Source organism: Pontibacter populi, assembly GCF_040278685.1.
GTDB lineage: Bacteria > Bacteroidota > Bacteroidia > Cytophagales > Hymenobacteraceae > Pontibacter > Pontibacter populi.
The window spans coordinates 111049-126749 of record NZ_JBEOKT010000002.1 but is presented as its reverse complement, the minus strand read 5'-3'; the positions used below and the strand labels follow the sequence as shown (position 1 = coordinate 126749).

Annotated in this window: 14 protein-coding genes and 1 tRNA gene; 9 read left to right on the top strand and 6 right to left on the bottom strand. The window is 46.0% G+C overall.

The window, feature by feature from the left end; all coding sequences use genetic code 11:
- Positions 1-10: 10 nt before the first annotated feature.
- On the bottom strand, positions 11-616 hold the full coding sequence (locus tag ABS362_RS02400; protein WP_350410679.1) for a WbqC family protein: 606 nt from the start codon (positions 614-616) through the stop codon (positions 11-13).
- 256 nt (positions 617-872) lie between these two features.
- Between ABS362_RS02400 and ABS362_RS02395 the strand changes: the two genes are divergently transcribed.
- From ABS362_RS02395 to ABS362_RS02385, 3 genes are all read left to right on the top strand, one after another.
- Complete coding sequence (locus ABS362_RS02395) at positions 873-1763, top strand: lysophospholipid acyltransferase family protein (RefSeq protein ID WP_350410677.1); 891 nt, start codon at positions 873-875, stop codon at positions 1761-1763.
- Positions 1764-1864: 101 nt separating this feature from the next.
- Positions 1865-2494 (top strand): ABC transporter ATP-binding protein, encoded by a 630-nt coding sequence (locus ABS362_RS02390; protein ID WP_350410675.1) that lies wholly within the window; start codon positions 1865-1867, stop codon positions 2492-2494.
- Positions 2488-3585 carry a hypothetical protein gene (locus tag ABS362_RS02385; RefSeq protein WP_350410674.1) on the top strand — a complete coding sequence of 366 codons (1098 nt, stop codon included), beginning with the start codon at positions 2488-2490 and terminating at the stop codon, positions 3583-3585. The genes ABS362_RS02390 and ABS362_RS02385 overlap by 7 nt, the downstream gene beginning before the upstream one ends.
- 80 nt (positions 3586-3665) lie before the next feature.
- Here the strand turns inward: ABS362_RS02385 and ABS362_RS02380 are convergent, their stop codons facing one another.
- Positions 3666-4295 carry an L-threonylcarbamoyladenylate synthase gene (locus tag ABS362_RS02380; protein WP_350410672.1) on the bottom strand — a complete coding sequence of 210 codons (630 nt, stop codon included), beginning with the start codon at positions 4293-4295 and terminating at the stop codon, positions 3666-3668.
- Positions 4296-4548: 253 nt separating this feature from the next.
- On the opposite strand from ABS362_RS02380, the gene mltG reads away from it, so the two are divergent.
- The 5 genes from mltG (at position 4549) to ABS362_RS02355 (ending at position 8002) form a co-directional block, all read left to right on the top strand.
- The gene (mltG, locus tag ABS362_RS02375; RefSeq protein WP_350410670.1) at positions 4549-5619 is read left to right on the top strand and encodes an endolytic transglycosylase MltG; all 1071 of its coding nucleotides are present in this window, start codon (positions 4549-4551) and stop codon (positions 5617-5619) included.
- A 113-nt stretch (positions 5620-5732) separates the two neighbouring features.
- Positions 5733-6146 (top strand): acyl-CoA thioesterase, encoded by a 414-nt coding sequence (locus ABS362_RS02370; RefSeq protein ID WP_162427401.1) that lies wholly within the window; start codon positions 5733-5735, stop codon positions 6144-6146.
- Entirely contained in the window at positions 6143-7105 is a 963-nt protein-coding gene (locus ABS362_RS02365; protein ID WP_350410668.1) for a YihY/virulence factor BrkB family protein, read from the top strand. The genes ABS362_RS02370 and ABS362_RS02365 overlap by 4 nt, the downstream gene beginning before the upstream one ends.
- 139 nt (positions 7106-7244) lie before the next feature.
- Positions 7245-7329: transfer RNA gene (locus ABS362_RS02360), tRNA-Ser, on the top strand.
- Positions 7330-7459: 130 nt separating this feature from the next.
- Positions 7460-8002 carry a hypothetical protein gene (locus tag ABS362_RS02355; RefSeq protein ID WP_350410666.1) on the top strand — a complete coding sequence of 181 codons (543 nt, stop codon included), beginning with the start codon at positions 7460-7462 and terminating at the stop codon, positions 8000-8002.
- A 2-nt stretch (positions 8003-8004) separates the two neighbouring features.
- On the opposite strand, the gene ABS362_RS02350 is transcribed toward ABS362_RS02355, so the two are convergent.
- From ABS362_RS02350 to ABS362_RS02335, 4 genes are all read right to left on the bottom strand, one after another.
- The gene (locus tag ABS362_RS02350; RefSeq protein ID WP_350410664.1) at positions 8005-9285 is read right to left on the bottom strand and encodes an MgtC/SapB family protein; all 1281 of its coding nucleotides are present in this window, start codon (positions 9283-9285) and stop codon (positions 8005-8007) included.
- 99 nt (positions 9286-9384) lie between these two features.
- Entirely contained in the window at positions 9385-10731 is a 1347-nt protein-coding gene (locus ABS362_RS02345; protein ID WP_350410663.1) for a TolC family protein, read from the bottom strand.
- Positions 10732-10762: 31 nt separating this feature from the next.
- A complete protein-coding gene (locus ABS362_RS02340) occupies positions 10763-13879 on the bottom strand; it encodes an efflux RND transporter permease subunit (protein ID WP_350410661.1) in 3117 nt (1038 codons plus the stop codon).
- A gap of 81 nt (positions 13880-13960) precedes the next feature.
- Entirely contained in the window at positions 13961-15040 is a 1080-nt protein-coding gene (locus ABS362_RS02335; protein WP_350410660.1) for an efflux RND transporter periplasmic adaptor subunit, read from the bottom strand.
- A 295-nt stretch (positions 15041-15335) separates the two neighbouring features.
- On the opposite strand from ABS362_RS02335, the gene ABS362_RS02330 reads away from it, so the two are divergent.
- Positions 15336-15671: an MGMT family protein gene (locus tag ABS362_RS02330; protein WP_350410658.1), complete on the top strand. Its 336-nt coding sequence runs from the start codon at positions 15336-15338 to the stop codon at positions 15669-15671.
- The last annotated feature ends 30 nt before the right edge of the window (positions 15672-15701 follow it).

Below are 15701 nucleotides of genomic sequence, written 5' to 3'. Positions count from 1 at the left end.
AGTCAAGCCTTTATGTAAGGTAAGTAAGTGATGCCGGCCCTTGTGTAAACAATAAGTCAATTATACTTAACTCTGGTACAAATTGTTTGCCAAATACTTGCGTATAGGGTTTTACGTGCAAATTGTCAGGAATGATTTTAGGATGTATCCTGTTTCGCAGGTCCAGCACGTTTGCCGGCGTTTCTGACTGGTACGCGTCTGTGAAAAAAAGTGGCTTATTTATCTTGAGTAATTTAAGATAAAGCTTCAACAGTTCAACGTTTAGCTGGAATAAATATTTTGGCTGCCGCGCATAAACCTGCTGTATATAGTCTCCATAAAATTCAAAATAGGGCGCCCGGCCGTAAGCTGCCTGTATGGTTCGCCAGTGAACGTTGTACCACTTCTGGCTATAGTCTATCTCGATCTCTGTTATAATAGTTTTGTTCTTACTGTTTCCTTTCAGGATCGGGATACTGAGCGGCACCACGCCCTGCGCTGTAAGCACGTGGCAGCGGTTGCGGTAACTCTGCTTTACATAATTCTCATGCTGCTCTAAAAGCAAACCATCAGAATGAAGCAGTTGCCGGAAGTAAGTAACCGGCGGGTTATACATTAGTTCTGTAAGTAGGATCAAATTATGAATTATGAATTAGAAATTATGAATGGCTATTTAAAGGTGTTGCTTTCCTGGTTGAAACAGATTACGCTAATAAAATCTAAATAATCTAAAGGAAAAAGTCTTACCTGTACTTTGTAGGAGTAATTCCTCTTTCTATCTATAGTTTTCAACTTACGGAAGTGAAGGTTTTATTACTATGGCCTAATTTCTAATGCATAATTCATAATTTTTAATTCATATAGATTGTACCTTTGCAGCGCAGTTACGAACTATGGCCAGAGATCAGCAAATTCCTTTCTATTATTATCCGCTTGGGCTATTGCTCAAAGGTTTATCGTTGCTTCCGCTTCCGGTTTTATACCTGCTGTCTGATGTGCTTTATTTTATAGTTTATCATGTAATAGGGTATCGCAAAAAAGTAGTTTTAAATAACCTGCGCAATTCTTTTCCTGAAAAATCAGAAGGTGAGATTCAAACTATAGCTAAAGCATTTTACCGGCAGTTTACCGATGTTGTAGTAGAGATACTGAAACTGCGCACAATGAGCAGAGCAGAAATGCAGCGCCGTATAGTTTTCGCCAACCAGGAGTTGCTGGATGATTTTGTGAAAACCGGTACGCCTGTTATTACCATGGGTTCGCACTCCTGTAACTGGGAATGGGTACTGCCTGCCGGAGTTGTTCAGTTCAGTTTTCCGGCCGACGGAATTTATAAGCCGCTTAATAACCCGTTCTTCGAAGACTTTATGTTAAAGACTCGGAGTCAGTTAGGGGCAAGGCTGATAAAGATGAAAGATACGTTGCGTGATTTTGCTGCTCACCGCCATGTACCACGTGTTATTGCCATGCTCTCTGATCAAACCCCGTTAAAAAGCGAGATCACTTTCTGGACCACTTTCCTGAACCAGGACACACCTTTTTATGAAGGAGCTGAAAAGCTGGCCAAAAAATTCAGATACCCGGTACTATTCCTGGATATAAAACGCACAAAACGCGGACATTACACGTTAACGTTCGAAACAATTTCGGATGGTACTTCTGACACTGTGCCGATCACCGAGATATTTGCCCAAAAACTGGAAGCATCCATTCGCCGAGCTCCCGCCGATTACCTCTGGACCCACAAACGCTGGAAACATAAGCGGCCAGAGGCCGCTAGTTAAAAAGTTGAGAAGTTAGAAAGTTAAAATGCTGTTCTTAAAATATACTTTCTAACTTCTCAACTTTCTAATTTTCTAATTATAAGGACTCTTAACCCCCAACGATGCTTCGATTCGAGAACTACAGTAAGAGATTCGGAAGTAAAACGGTGCTTACTGTTCCTGAGCTTACCCTGGAGAGAGGATTGTACTGGCTAAAAGGAGAGAATGGCAGCGGCAAAACAACCTTCCTGAAATCTATTGCCGGACTTATTCCGTTTGATGGTACAATCCAGCTGAACGACATCAGTATAAAACAACAGCCTATAGAGTATAGGCGGCTTGTTAATTTTGCTGAAGCAGAACCTTTATACCCGGGGTTTCTTACCGGAAACGACCTGATCAGTTTTTATACAGAAACGAAGCAGGCACAGAAAGAGCAGGTAGCCCTATTAATAGATGCGTTTGATATCGGTGGTTTTATTGGCGAAAAAGTAGGAGCCTATTCCAGCGGGATGGTGAAGAAGCTATCGCTGGTGCTGGCCTTTGTTGGTAACTCAGATCTTATTTTACTAGATGAGCCTTTTATTACCCTCGACCACAAAGCCTTGCAGGTATTACCTGAAATTATTGATGATTATCAGCAGAAGGGCACCTCTTTCCTCATCAGTTCGCACCAGCCATTTACTTTACTCGAGCCTTCGGTTTTAACAGTCGCTAACAAAACGGTGCTGCCAGCATCTGCACTATGCTAAGCACTGTTTCGCTGCTTTTTAAAACACTGGTTATCCAGTTCTATAAGGTGAATGCTGGCTTTTTCCTTTTTGTTTTCCTGGTGCTGTTTGGGATAATGGATGCGCGGGAGATCGTGCTGTTTCATGTTAGCCTGATGCAGGCTATAGTTGGAACGGTAACCGGTTTGCTGGTTGCACTGAGTGTTTGGGCGCTATACAACTATAAATGTGTGGTGTTTGTGCTTAACAACTTGGATAAACCGCAGAATAGTTTTCTTATCCAGCTTCAGGCTTTTTCGGCTTCAAAGCAAGTTCTGGTTTTCCTATTTTGCCAGCTTATAGTTTACCTGCCAGTGTTAATGTATGCTGTTTTTGTTGTAAGCATTGGGGTTGAGAATGGGGAGTTTATTAAATCGGCAACTATAGTTTTATTCCTGCTGCTGATGTGCTTTGGCAGTGCGTATCTCTATTCCCGGAAAATAAACAGCTTCCATAAACCGGGAGTGGCAATTCAGATATGGTTTCCTTTTTCGGGTAAGATCAGCAAACAGCCGGTTTTATTCTTGACTTATCATTTACTGCACGAACGTAAACTTGCCTGGGTTGCTTTAAAGGTGTTTTCGTCGCTTATCTTTTACCTTGTTTTTGTAAGGCACTATAACGATTTCTCTCTGGGCTATTTCCGGTTGTTATTCCTGATAGCAACTATAGCGCACAGCATGCTGGTTTTCTATAGTTTCGAATTTGTAGAAAAGCAGCTGGCCTTTACCAGGAACCTGCCACTAACACGAACCTACCGTCTGCTATTTTACCTGTGTGCGTACTTGTTTATGCTGTTGCCTGAGTTTTGCTGGATGTGGGTATATGCCGATGGGCTGATGACCTGGCCCGAAATACTGCTTACTTTTAGTACCGGGCTCGGGCAATTATTACTGCTGACTGCTGTACTATACTTACCAAACATGAACCTGCAGCGCTTTGCCTGGTTTACATGCCTCATCTATTTTGCTACAGCTATCTTACTGCCGTCTGGTATAACTATAGTTTTGATTTCAGAAGTAGCCCTCGCACTTTTTATCTACTATAGAAACTTTTATAAGTTAGAAAGTTAAAAAGTTTGGAAGTTAGAAAGTTATAGTGCTATGCAGTTCTTGGAATACCCTTTCTAACTTACCCTTTTCTAACTTTCTAACTATAAAAACTCTTCAATATCTCCTGCGCCCTGGCGTAGTACTTCGAAGTTGTTGTTGGTTGCATCCACTACCGTAGAGGCGATGTTGTTTCCTGGGCCGCCGTCAATTACCATATCTACCAGGTTTCGGTATTTCTCATAGATCAACTCCGGGTCGGTGCTGTATTCCAGTACTTCGTCTTCGTCGCGGATAGAGGTGGATAGGATCGGGTTGCCCAGTTCGCGCACCAGGGCCAGGGCAATATTGTTTTCAGGTACACGTATTCCCACGGTTTTCTTTTTGGCAGCGGCGTATTTAGGGGCATTGCTTGTCGCATTCAGCACGAACGTAAATGGTCCCGGCAACGCTTTCTTCATCACCTTATAAGTAGGCGTGTCTATTTTGGCGTAATCCGAAATGTGGGTAAGGTCGGAGCAGATAAAGGATAGGTTTACTTTGTCTGGTTTTACGCCTTTTATCTGGCATACCCGCTCTATGGCGCGCGCGTTGTGTATATCGCAACCCATGCCATAAATGGTGTCGGTTGGGTAAATAATCACGCCGCCGTTTCGCAGCACTTCTACAGCTTCACGAATTTTTTTCTCCTGCGGGTTGTCCGGGTGTATCTGTAAAAAGACAGCATTACTCATAGTTCTGGGTGTGTTTTATAGTTCGAAGTATTACCTAGGATACTCTATTACGATCTTAAACGTTTTGCTATAGTTTAAGGCGATGCTGCTAAACCTATAGTTTGTTTTAAGCCAGTAGGTGCAGTTGCGCAAATATAATTCATGCATTCGGATAGCTACTCATTCGCAATTAGCAACATAAGTGTTATTTTTGAACCTGATATAACAACAGGTGCAGAAACTATAAACCACGTTTGCGCCTTTATTATTTATTATGGCTAAGAAAGTCACTACATCCAAAAGAAAGAAAAAAGAGAAAAGTAAGGTAATTCCTGCCCTGTCGGTGCTGTTTGTGCTGCTTTTCGTGAGCTTCTCCTATTATGCGTACCAGATCGTGTACACGACCAACGTAGACACAAAAGATCAGGATACCTATGTTTACATCCCGACGGGCGCCACTTACGAACAGGCCATGGACTCCGTGGAAGCAAGCGGCGTAATCATCGACCCGTTGTCGCTGCGCTTTATGGCCAAGCTGATGGACTACGACAAACTGGTAAAACCGGGCCGTTATAAACTGGAAAGTGGCTGGGGCAACCGCCAGTTGGTTGGTGTGTTACGTGCCGGCCAGCAAACTCCTGTTAAACTTACCTTTACCAATGTGCGCCTGCGCAGCCAGCTTGCAGAAAAACTTGCTTCCGAAGTAGAGCCGTCCGAAGCTGAAATAGATGCCTTGCTGAGCGATCCGGAATACCTGGAAACCCTGGACTTCGACACTACCAACGTGGTAAGTATGTTTATCCCGAATACTTACGAAGTATACTGGACCATTTCTGCCAAAGAACTGATGGAACGCATGAAGTCGGAATACGATAAGTTCTGGACGGAAGAGCGGTTAGAGAAAGCTGAAAAGCTAAATTTGACTCAACAGCAGGTTTCTACGCTGGCATCTATAGTTCAGGCCGAAACTATAAAAAACGACGAAAAGCCTCGCGTTGCCGGTGTTTACCTGAACCGCCTCGAAAAAGGAATGCTATTGCAGGCTGACCCAACGGTAGTTTTTGCTGTTGGCGATTTTAATATTCGCCGTGTACTGAACGTGCATTTGCGCCACGATTCGCCTTACAATACCTATCGTTATAAAGGCCTGCCTCCGGGCCCGATAAACGTACCAAACATCTCAAGTATAGATGCGGTGCTGAACCCGGAAAGCCACGACTATATTTATTTCTGCGCCAAAGAAGATTTTTCAGGGTACCATAGTTTTGCGGTAACAGTAGCTGAACACCAGGCCAACGCCCGCCGCTACCAGAAAGCCCTGAACGAGCGCAAGATCATGAAGTAATATTGATTGCTGAATGGCTGAATTGTTAAATTGTTGATCAGGTAAAGTACAGTTCTGGTTATGCAAACAACAGTTCAGCCATTTAACAATTTAACCATATAACCATTTAAGCAGTGTTTGAATCAGAAGTACAGATACGCGTGCGCTACGCCGAAACCGACCAGATGGGCTATGTATACTATGGCAACTATGGCGCTTATTACGAAGTAGCTCGCACCGAAGTGTTTCGCAGGCTGGGCATCCATTACAAAGAGATGGAAGCCACCGGAACCATGATGCCTGTACTGGAGCTCAAATGCAAATATATTCGCCCGGCCAAGTACGACGACCTGCTAACTATAAAGCTGTTTGTAAAGCATAAGCCGCATGGCACACGTATAAAGTTTGAATACGAAGTGTACAACGAGGAGCAAACGCTGCTTAACGTGGGTGAAACTACGATGGTGTTTGTAGACATGCAGACTGGCAGGCCAACCGCTATTCCGGAACTGATACACCAGAAAATGGACTCGTATTTTAGCGAATGAAGTATAACCAGCAATACCTGAAGCGCCGCAGGGCTTACCGTAAGTTTATCGTTTTCCTGAAAAGATGGCGGTTTAACAACGGGCAGTCATCGGTGTACGAGGTGGCCGATGTGCTGCTGGGCGAGCTGCGCCTGGACTCCATCACGAAGCGCGCCTCTTACATGGCCTTTAACTTTACGCTGGCAATTTTCCCAAGCATCATCTTCCTTTTCACGCTCATCCCTTACATACCCAGTGTGCTGCAAATGGACCTGAGCGAGAACATTCTGAACTTTATCACCGATTTTCTGCCCGCTGAAATGTATTCGGTAGCTTACGGAACTATAGAGGATATCGTGAATAAGCCGCGTGGGGGCTTATTATCTTTCGGTTTTTTGTTTGCCCTGATACTGTCTACCAATGGCATTATGTCGCTGATGGATGCGTTTGATAAGAAATACCACACCTTTTATAAACGCACCTACGTCAGGAAACGCCTGATAGCAACTATACTTACTGTGGCGCTGTCGCTGATTCTTTTTACGGCAGTGGCGGCTATCTTCTTCGGGCAATGGATACTGGATGCGCTGGTGTTTTATGAAGTGGTGACCGAGAGCTACACTTATACCCTGATCGTGATCCTGAAGTATGTGGCAATCGTGCTGCTGTTCCTGCTGGCTACGTCACTTATCTATTATTACGTTCCGGCTATCGAGGATAAATGGCCTTTCTTTTCGGCTGGCGCTGTGGTGGCAACCGGTCTGATATTTCTGGTGTCGATGATCTTTTCGATGTACATCAGCGCTTTCGATACTTATAACAAATTCTATGGGTCTATCGGGGCGTTGATAGGTCTGATGATCTGGCTCGACTTTATTTCGATGATCCTGATACTGGGTTTCGAGATAAATGTAAGTATCGATTCGGTGACAAAACGCCTAGTGCGCCGCAAAAAACTGGTTGCAGAAAGTGCACTGTAGGGTAGAAGCTAGAGTAACTATAAAATTTTGTTCTTATGAATCAGGTGTTTATAGTTTAAGCGGTAAATCAAGCAAAAAATATTGCCGTATAGTTTTGAAAATTGAGCGCAGCACTATACTTTTGTGCACGATTAATTACAGAGAGTTGGCGGAGTGGTCGAACGCGGCGGTCTTGAAAACCGTTGACTGTAACAGGTCCGGGGGTTCGAATCCCTCACTCTCTGCAAAGCCTGAGCTACCCAGCTCAGGCTTTTTTGTTTTAAGGCCTGTCTGCTCTTGCAGCTCATCAAACCTAACACGGTTCTTCTTTTTATTATCTTTCAGGATATTCCTAATTGTTAAAATAAAACTAATATGAAGCTATATTTTCAAAACTTCTCGGTTAGCAGCCTATGTACAGTCTTTTGCCTGTTTTGCTTTGTGATGCTGTTTGTAAATTGCAAGTCTAGAAGTGAGGACACAGGTAAGAATATGCCAGAGGGGAGGAACATAGAAACATGCTACTATGATGTAATCTATGAAGAGCTGAAGCCTAATGAGTTGGGTGTGCCAGGGGTAATATTTAAAATGAAAGCTGAAGATGATCAACTCTACAAAGCAATTAAAAATAATGAAGTAGAAAGGATTTTATTTTGGGATAAAGCCGATAAAAGTGCAGCCGACTCTACAGCAACAGGGGATATTCGAACCACTTGCAAAGCAAGAAATTGGAAGGGGAATACATATGAACTGGTTTGGGCTACAACTGATTATATGCCAATACCTACAAGATTTTCTAAAAACTATAGTAATACTCCGCCCTTTAATAAAGACAGCCTGATGCTGAACTCACTGATAAGAATAATTGATAAAAATGGCAGGGTTTGGAATATTAAGTCATGTGCAACTTCTGAGTAAATCTACTTCCCAAACCAATCCAGCACAAAGCCTTCCGGCCATAGCCAAACTATAAGCAAACCTGCTACAAGCGAAAGACCAAACAACAAAGCAACTCTGGTAAATAATGCCCTGCTGCCAAGTACAGCAACCATAGCTCCTTTAAACGCGATATTGGAAAGCGCTGCGATCATGATCACTTTCCAGCCGGTATCTAAGCCTATAGTTTGGTTGTTCATGAGCCGCGATGTAGAGAGCGTAATGGCATCCACATCTGTAAGCCCGGAAATAATAGCAACTATAAACAATCCGCTGTCCCCGAAATGGTCTTTGGCGGCGGCTGTTGCCAGAATAACTATAGCGTAAATGGCTCCAAACACTAAGGCGGTTTTTAGCTGAGCCGGGTTTTCCTGCTCCGGCATTTGCCCGGCGTCTTCTTTCTTAAACAGGAAACCAACAACTATAAGTATAGCCATAAGCAGCAAGAGGCTGATCAAAGGAGGAGCTACTTTGCCAAGTGTTGTTGGAGCTACCACCGTTATCTCCACTATAATGCGCAACAACGAAACAGCTGTAGCTATAAAAATAACCAATGCTATCAGGTTATTGCTTGCTGTTTGGCTGTCGTGGGTTTTAGAGCGTTTGGCATACGTTACGGTAGTAGCTGTGCTCGAAATTAAGCCGCCTAAAACCCCGCCAAGCAAGGTGCCTGCTCTTCCGCCAAATATCTTGTAAGCAAAATAACCTGCCAGACCTATACCAACTATAAGCACCACCATCAGCCAGATGTTGTAGGGGTTCAGTACCTCGTAAGGACCGTAAGTTTCGTTGGGAAGTACCGGCAATATCACCAGCGAGATAACCACAAACTGCATAATGGCGCGCAGGTCTGTTTCGCCAAGTTTAGCTATGGCCTGGTGCAGGGTTTCTTTTAAATGCAGCAGCACCGCCACCACACCACCCAATGCCACCGCTACCGATGTTTTACCTATTACCAGGTAAGCGCCTATGGCAAACATAAGCAACATGGCCGCTTCGGTGGTCTGGCCAACATCAACGTGCTGTTCGCGCCGTTGAAGCAGGTTAGCTGCCACAACTATAGCTGCAGTAGCAACTGCACCGGCCGCAATTATCCAGCCGCCAAAATCCTGGGCCAGCCAGGCGCAGACAGTACCAAAAACTGTTATTAAAGGGAAGGTTCGGATACCGGCAATGCGAGCTTTTTCGTGTTGGCGCTGCAGCCCTACAAGCAACCCTAACCCGAGTGAGATGGCTAAGATCTGGAAGAGTTCGATATCCGGCATAGTATGGTTTGATATAGCGGCTTTGTGATATGGGAATAAAACACAAAAGTATAGCCGAAACTATACTTTTATACTTTAATATTAAGAAAGAGTTATATACTATGGCGTTGTTACCAGCGAACTGCTGAGTCTTTTAAGTTCGGTTTCGGCAGCTTTGGCTTCGTATCGGATATCGATCAGCCTGTTTTCGGCAACTAACTGGTTACGCTGTGCCTCACGCAGCTCTATAGATGTAAGCAAGCCTAAACGGTAACGCTCCAGGGCTATGTTGGCATTTTCTTCGGCCAGCAACACATTCGATTCCTCCAGTTCCAGCAACTGCAGTCGGTTGGCGTAGCGGCTGTAAGCACGTGCCAGTTCCGACTCCAGTTGGTTCTGTACCTGCCTGTATTCCAGTTCAGATGTTTCCACGGCAATGCGGGCGTTCTGAGCCTGCCTGTTAATATTAAACCCATTAAAAATAGGCACGCTCAGTGTTAAGCCATAGTTATAGCCATGGTTACGGTTAAACCTGGCCTGGAAATCGTTCAGTGGCTCGGCCTCGTTACGCGAAAAGTTATAAGCACTTGTAAACCCTATTACCGGGAAGCGGCTGGCGCGTACAGCTTTCACATCGAGGTGGGCAAGCTCGCGGTTAAGTTGCAGGCGTTGCAATAACGGATTGGCACCGGTCAGCCCGGCGTTCATATTGCCAATAGCCAGCGTCTTATCTACACTAATAGAGTCCTCTGTATCAAAAGTGATGTTCGGGTCGCGGCCAAGCAGTTGGTTAAGGGTAATGCGGGCGTTCTGCAAGCTTTCCTGCTGGTTTAGCAGTTCCGAGCGGTCCGTGTTATAGTCAACCTGTGCACGTAGTATCTCTACTTTAGCGCTTACTCCTACTTCGTATTGTGCTTCGGTCAGGTCTATTCTTGCTTTAGAAATAGCAATGGCATCTTCCAGCGCTTTTATCTTCCCTTCCTGGCGCACTACTTCGAAATAAGCGTCTGTTATATCTGCAACGGTGTTCTCTACAGTTTCGCGGGTGAACAGTTTTCCGGCTTTTTCAAGAGCCTTCAGGCGATCGTAGTTGATGAACATCCCCATACCATCAAACAAAGTCCAGTTCAGGTTAACGCTGCTGCTGAGGTTATTCGAGCTGGCACCGGTTCGTTCTATCGGCTCGCGGCCCGAAAACTCCTGTCTCGAATTGTTTTCGTTAAACAAGCGGGTAGCGCGGCCATCTACCGTTGGCAGAAAACCGGCATTGCCCAGCGTTACATTGTTCGAGGCAATATCGTCCTGCCTGTCTGCTATCCGGATACTATAGTTATTCTCTAAACCGATCTTGATGGCCTGTTCCAGTGTCAGGAGTTCCTGGCTGTAAGTGGTGGCTGGAAGAAGCAGCGCAACTATAGTTAGTAGCAGCGCTGCAGCTTTTATAGGAAACATTACTTTCTTATCCAAGGGAGTATATGCTGAGATAATTCGTGAAATTTTATTTACTGTAAGCTGGTTCTGCTTGCTCGTGGTGCAGTTCTTCCTCTTCTTCTTCTGGCATCCGACCAACGTTAGCCTCAGCAGATGAGAAATAGGAATAAATGGCCGGGATCACATACAACGTAAGGCCTGTTGAGAAGATAAGTCCGCCAACTACAGCAATACCCATCGATACGCGGCTCTCGGCACCGGCACCCAGGGCAAGCGCAATCGGCAACGTACCCAGTATCGTCGACATCGACGTCATCAGGATTGGGCGGAAACGCTGTACGGCTGCATCAGTGGCGGCTTCCAGTTTGTTAAGGCCTGCCTCTTTACGCTGGTTGGCAAATTCCACGAGCAGGATACCGTTTTTGGTAACTAGGCCCACCAGCATGATCATACCGATCTGGCTGAAGATGTTAAGCGTTTGCCCGAAATACCAGATAGAAAGCAAAGCACCAGCAAGTGCCAATGGCACGGTAAACATGATGATAATAGGATCTCTGAAACTCTCGAACTGAGCCGAAAGGGCCAGGTAAATGAGACCAAGCGCCAGCACAAAAGCAAACAGTAAACTACTGGAGCTTTCGGAGAAGTCGCGCGACTGTCCTGCCAGTGATGTCTGGTATGATTCGTCGAGCACCTTGTCGGCAATGGCATCCATGGCGGCAATACCATCGCTTATAGTTTTCCCTTTGGCCAGCGACGCGCTGAACGTAGCAGATGCAAAACGATTAAAGCGGTATAGTTGCGGCGAAGCACTTTCCTCGCTCAACTCTATCAGGTTATCCAGTTGTATCAGCTGGCCTTCGTTGTTCTTTACATAAAGGCTGCGCAGGTCGATAGGGGCAGAGCGGTTTTCGCGGGCTACCTGGCCTAACACCTGGTACTGCTTTCCATCTTTAATAAAGTAACCGAAGCGCTGACCGCTAAGGCCGGCCTGCAGGGTCTGGGCAACATCGCGTACGCTTACACCCATGGCCTGTGCTTTTTCGCGGTTTATCTCTACGCGGAGCTCAGGTTTATTAAACTTCAGGTTCACGTCTACAAAACCAAATGTAGGGTCCTGGCGGGCGAGGTCCATTATCTGCGGTATGATGTCGCGGAGTTTAGATCCGTCTGGCGACTGCACCACGAACTGAACCGGCTGGCCTGAACCACGTCCACCACCAAGGCCTTTATCGCCTGAGCCGAACGCACGGGCACCTGTCAATTGGTTTGATAGTCTGCCGATCTCATCCACGATCTCCTGCTGAGACTTATCGCGTAGTTGCGGATCAACTAGTTTTACTCGCAGGAAACCGGAGTTGGAACCACCACCGCCAAAGCCTGGCGAGGTCATAGCTACCATGTTGTCGATACCGCTTATAGAGTCGTTCACAAGCTGCGTCAGTTCGCTCATGTATTCATCCATAAACTCGTAAGAAGCACCTTCAGGGCCCGTAACACTGATACGCAAACCGTTACGATCTTCGTCAGGGGCAAGCTCGGAAGGCAGTGTAGCCATGAACAGGTAAATAGCACCCGCCGAAACTACAATAATGACGAAGGCTACCCAGCGCACACGCATAAAGCTCTCGAGACTGCTACGGTAACCGTTGGTAAGGGCTGTAAAGAATGGCTCTGTTTTACGGTAGAACCAGTTTGGTCTTTCGCGGTGCTTCAGCATTCGCGAGCACATCATCGGTGTCAGGGTAAGCGATACAAAAGACGAAATGATAACGGAGCCTGCCACCACGATACCAAACTCACGGAACAGGCGGCCTGTGATACCCTCCAGGAAGATAACCGGCATAAATACCGCTGCCAGTGCCACCGTAGTAGAGATAATAGCAAAATAGATCTCTTCCGATCCTTTTTTAGCCGCCTTCATCGGTTGCTGGCCGTTCTCAATCCTGGAGTAGATGTTTTCCAGCATTACAATGGCATCATCCACCACCAGACCAATTGCCAGTACTATACCAAGCAGGGTCAGAACGTTAATGGAGAAATCCATCAGGTACATGATAAAGAAGGCACCTATAAGCGATACCGGAATAGCCACTACAGGAATTACAGTAGAGCGCCAGTCGCGGAGGAACAGGAAGATGATGATCACTACCAGTCCGAATGCTACGAAAATGGTTTCCTGAACTTCGGCTATAGATGCTTTGATGTATTGGGTGTTGTCGAAGCCAATTACAACTTCAATATCTTCCGGCAGATCTTTTTTGATCTGTTCTAAACGCACATAAAACTCATCGGCTATCTCGACCTGGTTTGAGCCAGGCTGCGGAATAAGCACTACGCCCACCATGGGTATACCGTCGCGGCGAAGGATAGATTTTTCGTTTTCAGGGGCAAGTTCGGCGTGGCCGATATCGCTGAAACGGATCAGGCGGTCGTCGTCTTCGCGAACGATAAGGTTGTTGAACTGCTCTGGTGTAGAGATGCGGCCCATGGTGCGTACCGATAACTCTGTTGTTGCGCCTTCAATTCTACCCGAAGGCAGTTCAAGGTTCTGGCGTACAAGGGCATTCTGCACTTCTATGGGTGTAACCTGCAGGGCAGCCAACTTATCAGGGTCCAGCCACAGGCGCATGGCATAGCGTTTCTCACCCCAGATATCAATAGAGCTTACACCCGGTATAGTTTGAAGGCGCTCCTTAAACACGTTCTGGGCAATTGCCGAAATATCTAACAGGTTACGGGTAGCACTTTTTATACCTACAAATATGATCGGGTTGGCATCGGCATCAGCTTTAGACACGGTTGGAGGGTCGGCATCGTCGGGCAGGCGGCGCTGTGCACGTGCTACGCGGTCGCGCACGTCATTGGCGGCGGCTTCCATATCTACTCCCAGGTTAAACTCTACGGTAATGTTGCTGCTACCTTCGCGACTGCTCGATGTTAGTGTACGAATACCGGCAATACCGTTTATCGATTCTTCCAGCGGCTCGGTTATTTCCGATTCTATAGTTTCGGAGTTGGCACCGGGGTAACTTGTTGATACGTTCACGATAGGAGGGTCAACACTTGGGTATTCGCGCACCCCCAGGAACGAGATACCTATTATACCAAATACTATGATCGTGATACTCATCACGATGGCTAGTACTGGTCGTTTAATACTTATGGATGATAAGCTTGCCATACTTTTCTTAGATCAAAAAAATTAGTTGGGTAACCCCTGTAGCTGCAAACCAGAAGGCTGCTCTCACATCAAAAAAAACAACTATTCTCCGGTTTTTACCCTGCGTATAGTAAGGTCGGAGCCAGGGCGTGCCTGCAACACACCAGACTGGATAATGGTATCACCTGGTTCTACGCCTTCCAGTATCTGGATAAGCGACTCGGAGCGCTGCCCGATCTTTACCATCTGCGGTACAGCTTTGCCACCCTTCACCAGGAATAATTTATGGCCTTCCGCTTCCGGTATGATCGACTCGGTTGGTACTAGTATTGCCTGCTCCACTTCCTTCAGGCCAAGGTTTATTCTTACAAAAGCGCCCGGCTTTACTTCTTCGTTCTTGTTATCGAACAGGGCACGTACCTGCAGGGTACGGGTAGCAGGGTCTATGTTTGGCTGAATGGCGTAAATCTTAGCTTCATACGTTTTTGGGCTGCCTTCTGCTGTAAAGGTTATTGGGTTACCTTCCTTTATCATCTGGCTGTAACGGCCTGGTATAGCAAAATCTATTTTTACAGGGCTGATATCCACGATGCGGGCAATTGGGGTAGCAGCAGTTACATAGCTCCCTTCGCTTATCTGGCGCAGGCCTATCACACCATCAAAAGGGGCACGCACGTAGGCTTTATCCATAGTTGCGCGCAGTGCTCTTATGTCGGCGGTAGCGGTGGCCAGCTGGTTGCTTACCTGGTCGTATTCCTGTTTGCTGATGTATTCTTTCTCGAGTAGGGTGCGGTTGCGTTGCTCCATATCACGGTACAGGGCCTGGTTCGACTGCAGCTTCTGTAACTGGGCGCGCATTTCGGCATCGTTAACAGTTAACAGTAACTGTCCTTTTTTAACGCGGCTGCCCTCCTGGAAATTGATGTTGGTAACGCGGCCGGATATTTCGCTGCGTAGTTCTACGTCTTCGTTCGGGATAACTGTACCGGTCGAAACAATGGTGTTCTGGAAAGCGGTAGGAGATACCACAAACACATCAACAGATACTTTCTCAGCCATTGGGCCGCCGGTAGGGCCGCCTGTCTTCGCTTCATCGTTTCCGGAAAATACTTTGCTGTACAACAGGTAGCCAATGGCCGTAGCAGCCACCAGGATCAGGATCGTTTTAACAGTTTTATTCATTTAATTTGCTTGTGCGAATATAGTTGGGTGCTGAAATTTACTAACTTAACACGGTTGATTAAAGCGCATCGGGTTTAATTCTACGAACTATAAAAGTTTAAACACCAATAGTATTTAATTATCGTTAAAACCCGGGATCTGCAAAGTTCAGCGTAAGAAATCAAACTTACAAAGCGCTGTATATCGTTTATCCGGATAACCCTGCATACTACCGTTGATGTAAGACTAACAACAGCGCTATAAGTTTAATTGTTCTTGATATAAAGTTGTAGCCCGCTTAGATAACTACTTGTAAATGAAACCGGAAAAGGAGAATTTTTTTGAAAATGTATACGAAGTGGTAAAACTGATACCTGAAGGCCGGGTTACCAGCTATGGTGCTATTGCCAGTTACTTAGGCTCTAAAGGATCGGCGAGGATGGTGGGGTGGGCACTTATTGCATCGCAGCCATTTACTAAAATACCGGCGCACCGGGTAGTAAACCGCATGGGCATGCTTACCGGCAAGCAGCACTTTGAAGCCGGCAATGCCATGCAGGACCGCCTGGAAAAAGAAGGTGTAAAAGTAGAGAACGACCAGGTAGTAGATTTTGATAAACTGTTCTGGGACCCGGCTAAAGAGTTGTTGTAACAGGTAGGCTATAGTTTACAATTGCTGTAA

Excerpts from the sequence above, each read along its gene's own strand:
- ABS362_RS02350 (WP_350410664.1), bottom strand. The coding sequence starts at position 9,285 with ATGCCGGATATCGAACTCTTCCAGATCTTAGCCATCTCACTCGGGTTA.
- ABS362_RS02355 (WP_350410666.1), top strand. The coding sequence starts at position 7,460 with ATGAAGCTATATTTTCAAAACTTCTCGGTTAGCAGCCTATGTACAGTC.
- mltG (WP_350410670.1), top strand. The coding sequence starts at position 4,549 with ATGGCTAAGAAAGTCACTACATCCAAAAGAAAGAAAAAAGAGAAAAGT.
- ABS362_RS02330 (WP_350410658.1), top strand. The coding sequence starts at position 15,336 with ATGAAACCGGAAAAGGAGAATTTTTTTGAAAATGTATACGAAGTGGTA.
- ABS362_RS02385 (WP_350410674.1), top strand. The coding sequence starts at position 2,488 with ATGCTAAGCACTGTTTCGCTGCTTTTTAAAACACTGGTTATCCAGTTC.
- ABS362_RS02395 (WP_350410677.1), top strand. The coding sequence starts at position 873 with ATGGCCAGAGATCAGCAAATTCCTTTCTATTATTATCCGCTTGGGCTA.
- ABS362_RS02365 (WP_350410668.1), top strand. The coding sequence starts at position 6,143 with ATGAAGTATAACCAGCAATACCTGAAGCGCCGCAGGGCTTACCGTAAG.
- ABS362_RS02380 (WP_350410672.1), bottom strand. The coding sequence starts at position 4,295 with ATGAGTAATGCTGTCTTTTTACAGATACACCCGGACAACCCGCAGGAG.
- ABS362_RS02340 (WP_350410661.1), bottom strand. The coding sequence starts at position 13,879 with ATGGCAAGCTTATCATCCATAAGTATTAAACGACCAGTACTAGCCATC.
- ABS362_RS02335 (WP_350410660.1), bottom strand. The coding sequence starts at position 15,040 with ATGAATAAAACTGTTAAAACGATCCTGATCCTGGTGGCTGCTACGGCC.
- ABS362_RS02390 (WP_350410675.1), top strand. The coding sequence starts at position 1,865 with ATGCTTCGATTCGAGAACTACAGTAAGAGATTCGGAAGTAAAACGGTG.